The organism is Dactylosporangium sucinum (assembly GCF_014647515.1).
In the GTDB taxonomy this organism is placed as follows: domain Bacteria; phylum Actinomycetota; class Actinomycetes; order Mycobacteriales; family Micromonosporaceae; genus Dactylosporangium; species Dactylosporangium sucinum.
The window spans coordinates 61,615-77,220 of sequence record NZ_BMPI01000056.1; the positions used below are offsets into that span (position 1 = coordinate 61,615).

Annotated in this window: 15 protein-coding genes; 3 read left to right on the forward strand and 12 right to left on the reverse strand. The window is 74.7% G+C overall.

The annotated features are described in order from the left end of the window. Positions 1–140: 140 nt before the first annotated feature. Positions 141–1,052: a phytanoyl-CoA dioxygenase family protein gene (locus IEZ31_RS40755; protein WP_190255464.1), complete on the forward strand. Its 912-nt coding sequence runs from the start codon at positions 141–143 to the stop codon at positions 1,050–1,052. A gap of 66 nt (positions 1,053–1,118) precedes the next feature. Here the strand turns inward: IEZ31_RS40755 and IEZ31_RS40760 are convergent, their stop codons facing one another. The 6 genes from IEZ31_RS40760 to IEZ31_RS40785 all read right to left on the reverse strand — a co-directional run bounded on the left by IEZ31_RS40760 (position 1,119) and on the right by IEZ31_RS40785 (position 4,535). Then, a complete protein-coding gene (locus IEZ31_RS40760) occupies positions 1,119–1,508 on the reverse strand; it encodes a hypothetical protein (RefSeq protein ID WP_190255465.1) in 390 nt (129 codons plus the stop codon). Further along, positions 1,505–2,038, reverse strand: coding sequence for a PadR family transcriptional regulator (locus tag IEZ31_RS40765; RefSeq protein WP_190255466.1), 534 nt, complete (start codon positions 2,036–2,038; stop codon positions 1,505–1,507). The genes IEZ31_RS40760 and IEZ31_RS40765 overlap by 4 nt, the downstream gene beginning before the upstream one ends. A 38-nt stretch (positions 2,039–2,076) precedes the next feature. Beyond that, positions 2,077–2,262 (reverse strand): hypothetical protein, encoded by a 186-nt coding sequence (locus IEZ31_RS40770; protein ID WP_190255467.1) that lies wholly within the window; start codon positions 2,260–2,262, stop codon positions 2,077–2,079. Positions 2,263–2,455: 193 nt separating this feature from the next. Next, positions 2,456–2,767 carry a hypothetical protein gene (locus tag IEZ31_RS40775; RefSeq protein WP_190255468.1) on the reverse strand — a complete coding sequence of 104 codons (312 nt, stop codon included), beginning with the start codon at positions 2,765–2,767 and terminating at the stop codon, positions 2,456–2,458. A 5-nt stretch (positions 2,768–2,772) separates the two neighbouring features. Further along, entirely contained in the window at positions 2,773–3,333 is a 561-nt protein-coding gene (locus IEZ31_RS40780; protein WP_190255469.1) for a hypothetical protein, read from the reverse strand. After that, complete coding sequence (locus tag IEZ31_RS40785) at positions 3,333–4,535, reverse strand: cysteine desulfurase-like protein (protein ID WP_190255470.1); 1,203 nt, start codon at positions 4,533–4,535, stop codon at positions 3,333–3,335. Before IEZ31_RS40785 ends, IEZ31_RS40780 begins: the two co-directional genes overlap by 1 nt. A 146-nt stretch (positions 4,536–4,681) precedes the next feature. On the opposite strand from IEZ31_RS40785, the gene IEZ31_RS40790 reads away from it, so the two are divergent. Together IEZ31_RS40790 and IEZ31_RS40795 are read left to right on the forward strand one after the other, a co-directional pair. Beyond that, positions 4,682–5,725: a pectinesterase family protein gene (locus IEZ31_RS40790; RefSeq protein ID WP_190255471.1), complete on the forward strand. Its 1,044-nt coding sequence runs from the start codon at positions 4,682–4,684 to the stop codon at positions 5,723–5,725. A gap of 65 nt (positions 5,726–5,790) precedes the next feature. Next, positions 5,791–6,009 carry a hypothetical protein gene (locus tag IEZ31_RS40795; RefSeq protein WP_229836452.1) on the forward strand — a complete coding sequence of 73 codons (219 nt, stop codon included), beginning with the start codon at positions 5,791–5,793 and terminating at the stop codon, positions 6,007–6,009. Here the strand turns inward: IEZ31_RS40795 and IEZ31_RS40800 are convergent. From IEZ31_RS40800 to IEZ31_RS40825, 6 genes are read right to left on the reverse strand one after another with little or no spacing between them, the layout of a single operon-like run. Further along, positions 6,006–7,733: an Hsp70 family protein gene (locus IEZ31_RS40800; protein ID WP_190255472.1), complete on the reverse strand. Its 1,728-nt coding sequence runs from the start codon at positions 7,731–7,733 to the stop codon at positions 6,006–6,008. The genes IEZ31_RS40795 and IEZ31_RS40800 overlap by 4 nt on opposite strands. Before the next feature lie 23 nt (positions 7,734–7,756). Next, entirely contained in the window at positions 7,757–8,512 is a 756-nt protein-coding gene (locus tag IEZ31_RS40805) for a BPL-N domain-containing protein (RefSeq protein WP_229836440.1), read from the reverse strand. Next, positions 8,509–9,918: a heparan-alpha-glucosaminide N-acetyltransferase domain-containing protein gene (locus IEZ31_RS40810; RefSeq protein WP_190255473.1), complete on the reverse strand. Its 1,410-nt coding sequence runs from the start codon at positions 9,916–9,918 to the stop codon at positions 8,509–8,511. The genes IEZ31_RS40805 and IEZ31_RS40810 overlap by 4 nt, the downstream gene beginning before the upstream one ends. Continuing rightward, on the reverse strand, positions 9,915–10,571 hold the full coding sequence (locus IEZ31_RS40815) for a BPL-N domain-containing protein (protein WP_229836442.1): 657 nt from the start codon (positions 10,569–10,571) through the stop codon (positions 9,915–9,917). Before IEZ31_RS40815 ends, IEZ31_RS40810 begins: the two co-directional genes overlap by 4 nt. After that, positions 10,568–11,362, reverse strand: coding sequence for a dimethylarginine dimethylaminohydrolase family protein (locus IEZ31_RS40820; RefSeq protein WP_190255474.1), 795 nt, complete (start codon positions 11,360–11,362; stop codon positions 10,568–10,570). The genes IEZ31_RS40815 and IEZ31_RS40820 overlap by 4 nt, the downstream gene beginning before the upstream one ends. A 49-nt stretch (positions 11,363–11,411) precedes the next feature. Continuing rightward, positions 11,412–15,341 carry a Pls/PosA family non-ribosomal peptide synthetase gene (locus IEZ31_RS40825; protein ID WP_229836444.1) on the reverse strand — a complete coding sequence of 1,310 codons (3,930 nt, stop codon included), beginning with the start codon at positions 15,339–15,341 and terminating at the stop codon, positions 11,412–11,414. Between the last annotated feature and the right edge of the window lie 265 nt (positions 15,342–15,606).

A 15,606-nucleotide genomic window follows, 5' to 3' on the forward strand; every position in this document is an offset into this window, starting at 1 on the left:
TTGCCACCATTTGCCAACGCCGATCTTCACAGGTCGGCACATGGGCCGTTCGGCCGAACGTCCGGCGGTGGCACCACCCGAGTCGGCAGCTAGGAGTACGGTGCGCGAGGGAACGTCTGACATAAACGGGAGGATTCGTCATGGCCGTCCATGTCGACTTACAAGCATCCGGCGACGAGCTACGCCAGCGGCTCTACGACGGACACCTGCTGGTGATGACCCGGCTACCTTCGGTCGCCCAGCTGGTCGAGCACGCGCGTGCGCAGCTCACCGACCTGTTCGCGCCGCACGACCCGTTACACGCCCACGAGCACTTCAGCCCCGAGGAGATGGCGAAGATCCTCGGCGGCTGGAAGCCGCGGTTCATCCACGACGAGCGGTCCAAGAAGCTGGTCCGCAACATCATCGAGGAGACCGGCTTCGACGCCACGGAGACGCACTACGATGTGCCGAAGCCGCGCACGGCGTTCCCCGTCGGCCACCTCACCACGGGCGTGGCGTTCGCGTTCCCGTGGCACCGCGACGTGTGGTATTCGGCGCCGAACCAGCAGCTGAACTGGTGGCTGCCGGTGTTCCCGGTGCGCGAGACCAACGCGATGTCGTTCGATCTCGACCGCTTCAACGCCCCGGTGCCGAACAACTCGGGCGACTTCGACTACTACGCGAACAACGTGGGCCGCCTGTCCACGGCCGCGTCGGTGCGGAAGGAGGCCCAGGTCCGCCCGGGCGCCACCGACCACAACCCGCCGAACGAGCAGGTCGTGCTGCCCGCCCCGGGCCAGGTGCTGCTGTTCTCGGGCGCGCACCTGCACCGCTCGATCCCGAACACGTCGGGGCTCGCGCGGTACAGCATCGACTTCCGCACGGTGCACGCCCCGGACGTCCTCGCCCAGAAGGGCGCGCCGCTCGCCGACACCTACTGCACGGGCACCGCGATCCGCGACTTCATCAACGTGGCCGACGAGAGCCGCTTCGCCGAGGAGACGGTCGTCAGCCTGTACGGCGCGCCGCCCGCCGACGCGATGCTGGTCTTCGAGGCCCCGAAGAACTGACGGCCCGGCTCATCGCACGCCGGCCGCGCTGTGCTCAGGGTGCGGCCGGCGAGCGGGCCCGGGCCGTCAGGCCGCGGCGGCCGGCGAGCGGGCCAGCAGGAAGCACAGCGCCGCCAGCGTCGCCGCCCACGGCGCCCAGACGAAGCGTTCCCAGGGGCTCGACGACGCGAGGTTCATCAGCGCGCCGAGCGTCAGCAGGCCGGCCAGCACCCAGGTGCCCCAGGTGCCGACGCCCGCCGGCAGCGCCGTCGCCGCCAGGCCGGCCCGGCGCAGCACCACCAGCGCGGCCGCCGCCCAGATCAGCAAGGCGACCAGGCTCGCCACCCGCAGGTTCGCCGGGAGCTGCCCGGCGTGCCCCCCGCCCCAGGCGGCCCGGCCGAGCGGTGCACCGGCCGCGAGGGCCAACTGGAAGAGGGCGATGATGCCGAACCCGGCCGCCGCCACCCGCGCGATCATGACAGTTCCTCCAACAGGTTCAGGCACTCGTCGGCCCAGGCGACGCCGGCCTCGGCACTGCGCCGGCCGGCCAGGATGGTCATGCGCATGAACGGGGCGTCGGGCCCCGTCTCGGCCGCGTTCTCGGCGAGCAGCCGGTCGAGCTCGGCGAGCTTCCGCTCCGCGTCGGCGCGGGCGTCCCGCAGCAGCTCCCGGCAGGCCTCGGCGCCGAGCGTGCGGCCGAAGAACAACCGCAGCAGCAGTCCGTTGCGTGGCGGGACACCCTGGATCGGCTGGGACAGCAGCTCACGCAGCCGCCGCCGGCCGGCCGGTGTGATGTGGAAGGTGCTGGAGCCGGCCCGGTCGCCCTCGGAGCGCTCGACGAACCCTTCCCGCTCCAGCGCGGTCAGCGTCGGGTAGATCTGGCCGAAGCTCTCGCTCCAGAAGTGCCCGAGGACGTCACGGATCGCCTCACGCAGCGCGTAGCCCGACATCGGCTGCACGCTGAGCCCGCCGAGCACGGCGGCGTCGGTCTGACTGGACCGGGCCACGACCACCTCCTGATGTATCTTCCAGATACATCATAGCCCTACAGCTCGCGGTCGAGCCAGACGCGGTCGCGCAGCTCGATGCCGTCGACCAGGATGCCCTCCGGGTAGCCGTTGGCGGGGGTGAAGACGTCGCGCTCGATCGAGCGCATGCGGAAGCCCTGGCGCTGGTAGAAGCGGAGGTTGCCCACGTCCGCGGCGCCGGTGGCGACCCTCAGCGTGCGCACGCCGTCGGCCTTCGCCAGTGCCGCACGATTCCGTGCCCGCTCCGCCCGGGGCCACGACCGCCGCGCCCGCGCAAAGGGCCGGTGTGGGCGGCGAACGCGGGTCGGCGCGGGCGACCGTCCACACCGGACGGTGCAGTGTACGTGGCCGGGTCGAGCGCCCGCGCGAAGGTCACCGGGCGGACGCACCGTGAGGCTATCGCAACCCAGGGCGGCGGAGCCGGTGGATGAGCGCCCAGACCAGCACGACCAGCGCGCCCTCGACCACCGCCCCGCCGACGATGGCGATCCACAGCGGCAGGTCCGGCTCCAGCTCGTGCAGGCCGTAGAGGCCGGTCGCGGCGGCGGCCACGAGGAGCGCCGCGCCGGCGCGGCGGTGGCCGGTCGCGATGCCCAAGGCACCCAAGGGCACGAGCGCCAGCGGGGCGGCCACCCACCACGGGGCGCCGACGCCGTACAGGACGGCGGCGACCACCGGGGCCGCCACGCGGACGAGGATCGCGATCATCTTCTTCACAGCAGCGCGGCCCGCAGGTCCGCCGGGATCTCCCAGAGCGCCCGGCTGAGCCGGGCGTTGCTGCCGGTCCAGTGCATCGTCAGGCGGGGCACGCCGTCCGGGGCGTCGAGCGCGACCATCGGCTTGACCTGGTGGTTCATGCCCTTCAGGCCGAAGAGCGGGATCGGTTTGCCGGGCTGCGACACCCGGTACGCCGTCGCGAGCCGCCACGGCGCGCAGTCGCGCAGCTGCTCGTGGAGCGTGCGGACCCAGGTCTCGGTGTACCGCGCGTGCCGGTAGTCGATCGGATAGCCGCCCAGCAGGGCCGCGAGCTCGTCGCCGGACAGCTCGTAGTCCAGGTCGACGTCGCGGACCCACATCCGGCCGTCGGCGGACAGGCCGCCCTCCCCCGGCGGCACCGTGCGGCGGGCGGCGACGACGGTGACCTGCATCCGGCCGGGGCCGTCCGGGGACGAGCCGTAGAAGTCCTGGTACGGCACGAGGAGCCCGAACTCGGCCGCGATGCCGAGCGTCTCCAGCCGCGCGGCGACCCCGGACAGCAGGCGCTGCCGGTCCATCAGGCGATCCCCGCCACGGCCTCGAGCAGGCGGTCGATCTCCTCGGCGGTCGTGTAGTGGTAGATGCTCGCCCGCACGCCGCCGCCGGTGTCGCGCAGCCCCATCGCCTGGAAGTACTCGTACGCGTAGTAGTCGCCGGAGAACACGCAGATGCCCTTCTCGCCGAGGGCCGCCGCGGTGTCCGCCGGGTGCTGGTCGCCGACGCGGAACGAGACGGTCGGGCAGCCGTCCGGCGGCGCCGGGAGCACGGTCACGCCCGGGATGGCCTGCAGGCCGGCGAGGAGCCTGCGGAACAGGCCGGCGGAGTACTCGTGCGTGGCCGCGAGCGACGCCAGGAGGCGCTCGCGGCGGGAACCGATCGCGTCCGGCGCCAGGCCGGCCAGGAAGTCGACCGCGGCGGTCACCCCGGCCAGCAGCTCCCAGCTCGGGGTGCCGAGCTCGAAGCGCTCCGGCGGGTCGTCCGGCGACGGCCGGAGCTTGTCCATGGCGAGCGCCTCCCACCGGGCCGGCGCGGCGACGCAGGCCGCCAGGTGCGGGCCGGACCACTTGTAGGCGCTGGTGACGTAGAAGTCGGCGCCGAGCGCGGCCACGTCGGTCGGCAGGTGCGGGGTGGCGTGGACGCCGTCGACGTAGACCACCGCGCCGGCGGCGTGCGCGATGCCCGCCACGGCGGCGACGTCCGGACGGGTGCCGATGGCGTTGCTGGCCGCGGTGACGGCCACGAGGCGGGTTCGATCGTCGACGATCTCACGGTACTGCTGGATCGGCAGCGCCCCCGTGGTGCGCTCGAACTCGGCCCAGCGCACCTGGACGCCGTTCTGCTCGGCGAGCTGCACCCAGGGGCGCACGTTGGCGTCGTGGTCGAGCCGCGACACCACGACGTTGTCGCCGGGCCGCCAGGTGCGGGCCAGGCCGCGGGCGACGGTGTAGGTCAGCGCGGTCGCGCTGGGGCCGAACACGACGCCGCCGGGCTCGCCGCCGACCAGGTCGGCGACGGCGGAGCGGGCGTCGGCCAGGATCTGCAGGGCCCGGCGGCCCGGCGCGAACGCGGTGGTGCGGTTGGCGACCGCGCCGCACAGCACGCCGGCCACGGCCCGGGCGACCGGCTCGGCGACCAGCGTGCCGGCCGCACCGTCGAAGTGCACGAAACCCTCGTCGAGCGCGGGGTAGGCGGCCCGCGCACGCGCAACGTCAAACGCCATGAGGGCACGATAGCGGTCCATCCTGGCAAGGCATTGACATGCTTTGTTGCAATCCCTACGGTCGGCGAGGAAAGGGCTTTCCTAACCAGACCCGAAGCGACCCGAAGCGACCCGAAGCGACCCGAAGCGACCCGAAGGAGCGCACGATGCGGCGCAGAACCCTGCTCGCGGCCGGGGCCGGCGTGCTCGGCGGCCTGGCCCTCCCGGCGGCCGCCCGGGCCTGGCCCGGCCCGTACCTCACGGTCGCGGCCGACGGCTCCGGCGACCTCACGTCGATCCAGGCGGCCGTCGACGCGATCCCGGCCGGCAACGCCGAGCCGTTCACGGTCAAGATCAAGCCCGGCGTGTACCGCGGGCAGGTCATCGTCCCGGCCGACAAGCAGAACGTCGTCTTCCGCGGCCAGGGCCCCGACCCGACGGCCGTCGTCATCAGCGACGACCGCGCCAACGGCACCCCGAAGCCCGACGGCGGCACCTGGGGCACCTCGGGCAGCGCGTCCGTCACCGTCTCCGGCGCCGGCTTCAGCGCGCGCAACCTGACCTTCGCCAACACGTTCGACGAGGCGGCGCATCCGGAGTTCACCGGCCACCAGGCCGTGGCCGTGCTGACCCGCGCCGACCGGATCGTCTTCGACAACGTCCGGTTCCTCGGCAACCAGGACACCCTGTACCTCAACAGCGTCGACGCGGCCACCGTCAACCGCGTGTACCTGCGCAAGTGCTACGTCGAGGGCGACGTCGACTTCGTCTTCGGCCGGGCCACCGCCGTGCTCGACCGCTGCCGCGTCCACTCCCTCGACCGCGGCTCGGCGACGAACAACGGCTACGTGACCGCCGCCAGCACCAGCCTGTCCAACCCGTACGGCTTCCTCTTCAGCGAGTGCCGCCTCACCGGCACCGCCGCGCCCGGCACCGTCCACCTCGGCCGGCCCTGGCACCCGAGCAACGACCCGAACGCCGTCGCGCAGACCGTCGTGCGCGACTCGGTGCTCGACGCCCACATCAAGGCCGCGCCGTGGACCGACTTCGGCACCTGGCCCTGGCGGGAGGCCCGCTACCTCGAGTACCGCAACCGCGGCGCGGGCGCCGCCGTCACCGCCGACCGCCCGCAGCTGACCGCCGAGCAGGCCGCCACGTTGACGCCCGCGACCTACCTGGCCGGCGCCGACGGCTGGGACCCGATCCGTTAGGGCCCGCCGCACCGGGGTACCCACATCGGGTTGGTTTCTGCTGTCGGCGACACGGGAGGTACGTCATGGCCGACGAAGACCCCATCATCTCCGGAATCCCGGCGTCGGCGCGCACCGTCGATCGGTCGGGCACGCACCAGGTGCGCACCGGCGCCGACCAACCCTGGGATCCGGAGGACCTGGCGGTGGCGGAGGGCCACGACCCGACGCCGAAGTACGTCGAGCGCAGCCGGCGCAAGCTGGAGGAACTGGGCCCGGCGGCGATCGAGAAGACCGTGCCCTAGGTCGCGCGGGCCGGGGCCAGGCAGAAGCGCGCCTGACCCTGGATGACGAACGGCTGGGCGGCGTCGGGGCACGGCTCGGACCACGAGAGTTGCCGCGTGATCTGGAACGCTCCCCCGGCGCCGCAGTCGACGCGGCTGGCCCCGTCGGCATCCTGCGCGACGCACTCGCCGACCTGGAGCGGCCGCTCGGGCAGCGCCCCGGTGAGCTGCAGGGCGACCAGCACCCCGGCGGCCCCGGCCACGACCGACGCCGCGAGGGTGATCCCGGCGGCGGTGAGCGCTTTGCGGACTTTTTTATGCTGGTGTACCTTTTGAGCCCGCGAAACATCGGCCAGCGTCACCGCCGGCGCCGGAAACCGGGGCGCGGGCGACACCGCGATGGTCTCGAACGACGGCTCCTCAACGCCGGCCTCGTCAACGACCGGCACCGACCCGACCCGCACAGCCCGCCGAACGTACCGCGCCGGCGCGGAGGCCGCCGGCTCGACCACGGCCGGCCCGTCGCCCACGGGCGCCGCGGGCCGAACGAGCGGCACCGGCTCCGGCCCGGGTGCCGGTTCCGGCGCGGCGGCCACGGGTTCAGCGGGTTCAGGCCCGGTTTCGGGCTGCCGTCGCGGCCCGGGTTCCGGCGGCTCCGGCTCGTGCGGATGCGGACCTTCCGGTTCTTGCGGATGCGAGACTTCCGGTTCGGGCGGCGGCGCAGGCACAGCCGGGCGGCGCGGGCGCGTCAGGCCCGGGTCGGCCAGCAGCGCCCCCTCGGCGACCACCGGACCCGACAGCACCACCGGCGACAGCCCCAGCGCCCGCTCCACCGTGGCCGCCACGAGCGGGGTCCGCGCCACCCCGCCCGACAGCACCACGGCCGACAGCGTCACGTCCGCCTCGGCCACCACCGCCGTCACCGCGGCCATCGCGCGGCTCAGCAGCGGCCGAGCCAGGCACTCGAACTCGGCCCGGGTCAGCTCGGCCCCCGGCGCGTGCCACGGCACCGGGACCAGCGTGCGCTCCGCCGTCGACAGCGTCTCCCGGGCCAGCCGGGCCGGCTCCAGCAGGGCCGCGGCGCGCGGCGGGGTCCGGCCGGCATACTGCGACCCGATGTGGCCGGCGACGGCCGCGTCCAGGGCCAGGCCGCCCACCTCGGGCAGCGCACGGGCCGCCAGTACCGTGAAGGAATGCCCGTCGCGGCGGACCAGCGCGGCGTCGAACGAGCCGGCGCCGACGTCGCAGACGAGGAGCGTGCCCTGGTCGGGGACGGCGAGGAGGCCGGCCTCGTCGGCGTACAGCGCCGTGGCCACCGGCTCGGGCACCAGCAGCGTCCCGGCCAGCCCGACCTGCCCCGCGGCCCGCTCCAGCAGCGCCTGCCGGCGGCGTTCCCAGCTCGCGGGGCAGGCCAGCGCGACCCCCGACATCGGGCGGCCGGCGACCCGGCGGGCGTCGGTCGCCACGTGGGACAGCATCGCGGCGAAGAGGTTGCGCACCGGGCACTCGACCCCGCCGAGCAGCACGGAGCCCGCGTCGACGGCCCGCTTCGGGTACGGCTCGAAGCGGTCCGGGTGCGCGCGGCCCGCGCACACGGCGTCGTGGCCGGCGGTCAGGTGCGGCGCGCTGTCCAGGCAGACGGCGGACGGCTCGACGAGCAGCGGCGCGCGTCGGCCGTCGGGCCCGGCCAGCACCGCCGCGGTGCTGGAGGTGCCGAAGTCGATGCCAAGGTGGTAACCCCCCACGCCACCCCATTAAAGGCGACAATTCAGGCGCGCATGGTGCTTTCGATCAGGTCCTGTCCCAGGTCGAAGCGGATCCCGTCGGGGTTGGTGAGCCCGGCGTCGGCGTACCACGAGCGGTCGGCCTCCGGGTGCGGCCCGGTCAGCCCGACCCGGCCGGCCCCGTAGGTGGCGACGATCGCGGCCGGCGCGCCGGTCTCGTAGGTCGCCAGGACGGTGGCCGGCGCGCCCGCCTGCAGGCTGAACGTGGCGCCGTCCTGGAAGAACATGTGCCGCGGCCGGTCCCGCCAGCGCACGCCGACGACCGTGTCGTCGGTGTCGCGGACGGACGCGCCCTTGGTGTAGATGTAGCCCTCGACGGTGACCCGGTCGAGCAGCCCGAAGCCCTCCCCGCTGCCGGCCAGGTACGCGCCGAGGCAGAACCCGAGGTAGCTGCCGCCCCGCGAGACGAACGCCCGCACGTCGTCGGCGGCGTTGCGCAGCCGCCGCCAGGCCTGGCGGACCTCGCCGCCGCCGGGCTGGGCGTAGACGACGGCCCCGGCGAGCGTCTCCGCCGACAGCGGCAGGTGCTCGCCGGGCCCGCAGTACCGCACCTGGTAGCCGGCCGGCATCTTCGACAGCAGCGCCGCGACCGCCTCCGAGCAGCCGGAGCAGGAGGCCGGCCCCCGGTACACGAGGGCGAGCGGCCGGTCCCGCCCCAGCAGCGCGTACCCGGCCCCGCCGCCCAGCGCCGCCAGCACCCCGGCGCCGCCGGCCGCCGCGAGCAGTCGCCGCCGGTTCACCCGCCGCCCTCCGCCGGGCCGTCCTGCCGGGGCACCGGCCGCGGCTCCCGTGGACCGTCGGGCGGCACGCCCGCGCGCAGGCGGTGGCGGACGGAGCGCCGGGCCCAGCGGGCCGGGCCACCGGGGCGGCGCGGGTCGCGCGGTCCGTTGCCCGGCTCCGGGCGCCGGGCCCGCGGCACGGCCGGCACGACCGGCAGAGCCGGCACGACGGGCGCCGCCGGCACGACGTCCGCGCCGGGCGGTGCGACCGCGGCGGGGCGCAGCGCGAACGCGCGGGCGCGGCGGGCCAGGCCGCCGACGAGCGCCTCCAGCGGTCCGCGCCCGGTCGTGGCCCGCACCGCGAGCGCGATGAGCACGACCGCGATGAGCTGGACGACGCAGCCGGTGACGGGTGTGTACGTGTCGAAGTCCGAGTTCAGGAACAGCACGTGCACCGAGTAGAACGTCAGCGTCATGCTGCCCGCCGCGGCCAGCGGCACGAGCAGGGACCGGGCGCGGGTGCCGGCCAGCAGGAGCATCAGGCCGAGCACGGCGAGCGCGGTGCCGATCGTGCCGACCAGGTCCGCCGGGGTGCCGGTGTGCGGGCCGTCCACGGCCATCCACCACCACGTCGACGTGGGGACCTCGCCGTCGCCGCCGAACTGCAGCACGTACGACGTCTCCGCCGGGGTCAGGCCGCTGGCCGGCTGCGCCGCGTGGATCGCGTCGAAGCCGCCGCCGAGGTGCAGCAGCACCGTGGGGATCGCGCGGGCCCACACGGCGAGGACCGAGCCGACGGCCAGCAGCGCGGCGGCGACGCGCGGGCGGGACAGGTCGATGCGCCCGATCGCCATGCCGACGCAGATGTACGCCAGCCAGGCCGGCGCCGGGTAGTACCCGGTCAGCGCCAGCTCGCCCAGCAGCGCGAGCGGGTCGTCGACGAGCCGGCCGAGCGTCGGGTTGCCCAGCGCCGGCTCGGCGAGGTGCGGCAGCAGCAGGAACATGCCGAACGGTGCGACCAGCGCGAGGAACGCCCCGGTCGAGAACAGCGCCCAGGTCGGCAGCAGCACGAGCGGTACCGCGAGCAGGAACACCACGCCGTAGTACGGCAGGATGACGGAGTTCAGCACGCTGTCCGCCCCCGACACCAGCAGCCCGATGGCGAAGACGCCGAGGGCGCGGGTGGCGAGCAGGGCCGCGACGCCCCGCGCGTCGGCCCGCGGGACCCGCCGCCGGCCGGTGGCCAGCGTGATGCCGACGCCCGACAGCAGGGCGAACGCCGCCGCGGCCTTGCCGCTGAAGGCCAGCGACGACCAGGTCGGATGGCCGGACGCGGTCTCCTCCAGCAGCGAGTGCAGCGTGATCATGCCGAGCAGCGCCACACCGCGGGCCGCGTCGACGCCGATGAGCCGGGACGTCGACTTCACGGCCGCATCACCGCGTCGACGAGGTCGAGGCCGAGGTCCTGGCCGACGGTCGTCGGCAGGCCGGCGTCGGTGAACCAGTCGGTGGTGGCCTCCGGGTGCGGGCCGACGACGCCGACCCAGCCGCGGCCGAACCGGGTGACGATGGCGGCCGAGGTCCCGTTGGGATACGTGGCGACGACGGTCGCGCGGGCGCTCGGCCGGACCCAGAAGTACGGGCCGTCCTGGAAGTACAGCGTCCGGCGGCGACCCCGCCAGGCGACCTCGACGAGCGTGTCGCCGGTCGACGCGACGGTGGCCGCGGGCGAGGCGATGTACTGGTCGGTGTCGCCCGGCAGCAGGCCGAAGCCGGGCGTGGCGCCGGCCAGGTAGCCGCCGAGGCAGAAGCCGAGGTAGCGGCCGCCGTTGTAGACGTACTCGCGGATCGCCGCGCGGTGCCGGCGCAGGTGCCGGTAACCGCGCTCCAGCGTGCCGCCGCCGGGCTGGGCGTAGACGGCCGCGCCGGCCAGCGCCAGGCTGGAGACGGGCAGCTCCTCGCCGGGGCCGACGTAGTGCACGTCGAAGCCCCAGTGGCTGGCCCGCAGCAGCCCGGCGACGGCCTCCGCGCAGCCCGGCTGGGTGGCCGGCCCGCGGTACACGAGCGCCCGGCTCCTCACGGGTTGTCCAGCGTCAACGCGGTGCAGCGCACGCCACCGCCGCCCTTGGCCAGCTCGGTGGTGGCCAGCTCGACGACCTTGAGCCCGCGGGCCCGCAGCTCGGCGGCCAGCCGGGGGGCGCCCCGGGTCATGGTGACCGTCGTGCCGTCGCTGACCAGGTTCAGCGCCAGCCGGGCCGCCTCCTCGCGGTGCACCTCGATGAGGTCCAGCTTGAGGTCGCGCAGGCGGTCGCGGCTGGCCCGGTCCAGGGCCGCCGGGCAGTACGCGACCACGTCCGGCTGGGCCACGACGGCCACGGCCAGGTCGAGGTCGTACCAGCGCGGCGAGACGGTCTGCAGCGGTACGATCTTGTACCCCAGCTCCCGGGCCAGGACGTCGTGCATGCGCCGGTCGGTGCGCTGGCCGTGGCCGGCGAACAGCAGCTCGCCGCAGGCGAGTGCGTCGCCCTGGCCGCTGAACGGATACGGGGCGTCGATCACGTCGAAGCCGCGGCCGGTGAGCCAGTCGTAGAAGTACGGCGTCTCGGCCTTGCGCTCCGGCGGCGGGAAGCCGAGCACCGCCCGGCCGCCCCGCACGAGCGCGGCGTTGGCGGTGAACACCATGTCGGGGCACTCGGGCGCGGACTGGAGGTACTCGACCCGGCGGCCGGCCGTGAGGTGCGCCGCGACGATCGCGAAGTGCTCGGCGGCGGCGGCCCGCGGGTCCGGCTGGACCTCGGTGTGCATGTAGGGGTTGATCTCGTAGTCGATCCGGAAGTGCTCGGCGTCGCTGACGAGCAGGGTGGTGTTCACGATCCTCCTATAGTTTTCAGACGACGTCCCTCATGGCCGCCGCGCTCAGTCACCCGGGGCTGCTGACGAGGACGCCCTGAGCCGGGATGCCCCGCCAACGGCTGCCGGCGGTCAGGTGTTCGCCCTTCATGAGCAGTGAGAGTGAGCCGAGCGAGACCTCGGGCCCGACGACGGCGTCGTAGAGCACGACCGCCCTGGTGCCGACGGTGGCGCCGGCGCCGACGGTGACGACCGACATCTTCATGACGCGGTCCTCGAAGAGGTGGGTCTGCAGGGACACCTCCGCACCGACGCAGGCGTCGTCGCCGATGTCCACGAGGTCGAACTCGGTGAGGTAGGTGGTGCCGATCCAGGTGCGCCGGCCGATCCGAGCGCCGAACCAGCGCAGCACCGGCGGCAGGAACGGCGTACCGACGAGCATCCCGAGCCCGGCCGGGACGGCGGCCGCCTCGTAGAGGCCGGTGACGAACTCGGTGCGCCGCACGAACGGGCTCCACAGCGGCTCGACCCGCGGCTCGTAGGTGCCGACGACGCCGCGTTTCGTGGCCGCGCAGTAGGCGATGACGGCGAGTCCGGCGGCCGCCACCACGAACGGCGACACCAGCGCCGGAATGGCCAGGTCGCGGCCGCGGGCCAGGTCGGACAGCACGAACAGGTAGACGTAGACGCTCAGGCCGAGCAGCGAGGCGGGCGCGGTGGCCCGGGCGAACTCGACCGCGAGCCGGTGCCGGACCAGGCGGGCCGGCGGGCGGAACGTCTCGGCCTCGGAGAAGCTGCCGCTGCTCTGCCGCACCGGCAGGTGCATCGGCGGCGAGCCGAGCCACGACGTCCCCTCCGGCACCTCGTCGCCGGGCGGCAGGGTGCGCACGCCGACCAGGCTGCCGTCGCCGAGGCGGGTCCCGGCGGGCACGAACGCGGCGTTGCCGACGAACGCGCGGCGCCCGACCGTCGTGGGCAGGAACGCCATCCGGCCGTTGGCGAACGTGGCCGCGCCGACGCTGGCCATGTCGGCGACGAAGCTGTCCGGGCCGAGCGTGAGCAGGTCCGGGTCGAGGTGCGCGGCGGTCGACACCTCGGCCCCGCGGCCCACCCGCGCGCCGAGCAGCCGCAGCCAGGGGACGGTGTAGAGGGTCGAGTACAGCGAGTTGGTGAACAGCAGGCTGAACTCGAGCAGCTTGTCGGCCATCCACTTGCGGACGCCGAGCCCGGAGCGGGCCGGGTGCACGCCCGGCGGCACGTGCGGCAGCACCAGGCGCTTGCCGAGCGCCACGACGAGACAGGTGGTGATCACGTACAGCGGGCCGGCCGGCACGGTCGCCAGGAGCCCGGCGAGCAGCCCGAAGTTCAGCAGCGCCCACCACACCAGCAGCACGCTGGGCACGACCATGGCGATCGCGCCGAGCTCCAGCCCGACCAGCCCGGCGGTGGCGGCGGCGAGGTGCCGGATCTTCCAGCCGTGCGGCCGCACCGGGGCGCGCAGCAGCAGCTCGACCGTCGGCGACAACGCCTCGACCGGGCCGGGCGGCGAACCGGACCAGCGGGCGCCGGGCGGCACGCGCTCGCCGGCGTCCAGCACCGACTGCTCGCCGAGCGCGGCGTCGTCGCCGACCGACGAGCCCGGCTCCAGGACCGCGTTGGCGCCGACGAACGCGCCGCGGCCGAGCCTGATCGGGGCGACGACGACCCAGCCGTCCTCGACCCGCCAGGGCCGCATCGACGCCCCGTAGCCGACCGAGGCGTCGGCGCCGACGTCGAGCAGCGTGGGCAGGCCGACCGAGCTGGTGGCGACCGCGGCCCGGCGGCCCACCCGGGCGCCGAGCAGGCGCAGGTAGCCGGCCATGAGCGGAGAGCCGCTGAGCACGGCCATCGGGCCGATCGCGAGGAAGAGGTTCAGCGCCCACAGCCGGACGTAGGTCGGGCCCCACAACCGGTACCGCCCGGGCCGGATCCCGGCGGCGAGCGGCCGGGCGACCACCACCGGCACGATCCAGCGCACGCCGAGGTAGCTCACCATGATGGCGACCATGAGCTGGGCCAGCACCGCCATCGAGACGTGACCGTCGTTGCGGGTGTAGACGTACGACACCGGCAGCGTGACGAGCAGCAGCAACAGGTACATGACGGCGCCCTGGCCGGCGCCGGCGGCGGCGATGCGCCGGCTGCCGTGGCGCAGCGGGGCCGGCCGCGGCGGGGCGGCGGGGCCCGTCCGGCGGCCGGTCGCGGCGAGCCGCTTGGCCATGCCCCGCACGGTCGGGTGGTCGTAGAGGTCGCGGACGGCCGGGCTCACGCCGACCTTGCGGGCCCGCAGCGTCGAGACGACCGTGGCGGCGAGCAGCGAGTGGCCGCCGAGGTCGGCGAAGAAGTTGGCCTCCACCGACAGCTTCTCCGACGGGATGGCGAACGCGTCGGCCCAGGCGGCGCGCACCTGCTCCTCCAGCTCGCCCTCGGCGGCGACGAACTCGCCGGCGGTGCGCACCGGGCGGCGGCTGACCGGGGCGGGCAGCCGCTTGCGGTCGACCTTGCCGCTGGGCATGGCGGGCAGCTCGGGGACGATGTCGAGGTAGGCCGGGACCATGTAGGCGGGCAGCTTGTCCTGCAGCCGGTCGAACAGCCGGTGCACCAGCCCGGGGTCGACGGCGGGCGCGACGACGTACGCGGCCAGCTCCTTGGCCTCGGAGAGCGCGACGACCGCCTCGGCCACGCCGTCGTCGGCCAGCAGGACGCTCTCGATCTCGCCGAGGTCGACCCGGTGGCCGCGGATCTTCACCTCGGCGTCGGCGCGGCCGAGGTACTCGATCTCGCCGTCGGCGGTGAGGCGGCCGAGGTCGCCGGTGCGGTACAACTTCATCCCGGGCGGCGCGAGGGCGTGCTCGACGAACCGGTCGGCGGTCAGCTCGGGGCGGCCGACGTAGCCCCGGGCGACGCCGGGCCCGCCGATGCAGATCTCCCCGACCTCCCCGTCCGGCACCAGCCGGCGCTGCTCGTCGAGCAGGACGACGCTGTACGTCGGCATCGGCCGGCCGATGGTGACGATCCGGCCGGGCCGCAGCTCGGCCCAGGTGGCGGTGACGGTCGCCTCGGTCGGGCCGTAGGTGTTGAGGATGCGCCGGTCCGGGCGGCTCCACCGCTCGACGAGCTGGCCGGGGCAGGCCTCGCCGCCGACCATGAGGCTGCGGATGAGCGGCAGGTCGCGCGGGATGGTGGCCAGGAGCGTCGGCACGCAGTACAACACGGTGATCCCGGCCTGCTCGAGGAAGTCGGCCAGCTCGGCGCCGAACCGGCCGGAGTCGTTCGGCCCGGCCACCAGCGTCGCGCCGACCGACCACGTCGGCCAGATCTCCTCGATGGAGAAGTCGAACGCGATCGTCATGCCCTGGTACACGCGGTCGCCGGGGCGCACGTCGTAGACGCCGGGGACGACGTCGAGGAAGTTGCAGATGCTCGACTGCGCGACCTCGACACCCTTGGGGCGGCCGCTGGATCCCGAGGTGTAGATGACGTAGGCGGCCGGGTCGTCGGCGCCGTCGGGCTCGGGCCGGTGGTCCGGGCCGTCCACTGTCGCTACCTCGACCACGGGCAGTCCGGCGGCCCGGTCGGCGAGGGCCGGCTCGGTGAGCAGCGCGACGATCGCGGAGTCGTCGGCGATGTACGCCACCCGGTCGGCCGGCGACTCCGGGTCGATCGGCACGAAGGCGGCGCCCGCCTTGCCGGCGGCCAGCAGCGCGACGTACGTCTCGACCGAGCGGCGCAGCAGGATGGCCACCCGGTCGCCGGGCCCGATGCCCATGCCGCGCAACCGGTGGGCGACGCGGTTGGCGCGCTCGTCGAGCTCGCGATAGGAGAGGTGGACGTCGCCGCACTCCAGCGCGACAGCGTCCGGTGTGCGGTCACAGGCGGCCTCGAAGACGTGGTGCAGGCGGCGAGGGCCGGGCGGCTCGGCGGTCTCGGGTATGAGCTCGGGAGCGCGGGTCTGGCTCACGGAGTGGCTCCGTTCCTGGGGCGTGGTGAAGCGGCCGCGGCCCTGACGGACGCGGCGGGACAACAAGATTGAGCCGCTGCGGCGGGCGGCTCGGAACACAGCCTGGCCGGTCACGGCCTGCGATCATGCTTGCCGGGGGATTTCTCACCACGAGACCACCCAGTGGTCACCCGCGGCGCGCATCCGGGCGATCGCCTCGCCGATCCGGCGGCGCTGCGGTTTCATCGGGTGGTGCGGCAGATCGGCGTTCGGGAGGATTGGCATC

What these genes read in the sequence shown, in the direction of transcription:
- IEZ31_RS40755 (WP_190255464.1), top strand. Translation starts at nt 141, where the DNA reads ATGGCCGTCCATGTCGACTTACAAGCATCCGGCGACGAGCTACGCCAG.
- IEZ31_RS40760 (WP_190255465.1), bottom strand. Translation starts at nt 1,508, where the DNA reads ATGATCGCGCGGGTGGCGGCGGCCGGGTTCGGCATCATCGCCCTCTTC.
- IEZ31_RS40775 (WP_190255468.1), bottom strand. Translation starts at nt 2,767, where the DNA reads ATGATCGCGATCCTCGTCCGCGTGGCGGCCCCGGTGGTCGCCGCCGTC.
- IEZ31_RS40780 (WP_190255469.1), bottom strand. Translation starts at nt 3,333, where the DNA reads ATGGACCGGCAGCGCCTGCTGTCCGGGGTCGCCGCGCGGCTGGAGACG.
- IEZ31_RS40785 (WP_190255470.1), bottom strand. Translation starts at nt 4,535, where the DNA reads ATGGCGTTTGACGTTGCGCGTGCGCGGGCCGCCTACCCCGCGCTCGAC.
- IEZ31_RS40790 (WP_190255471.1), top strand. Translation starts at nt 4,682, where the DNA reads ATGCGGCGCAGAACCCTGCTCGCGGCCGGGGCCGGCGTGCTCGGCGGC.
- IEZ31_RS40795 (WP_229836452.1), top strand. Translation starts at nt 5,791, where the DNA reads ATGGCCGACGAAGACCCCATCATCTCCGGAATCCCGGCGTCGGCGCGC.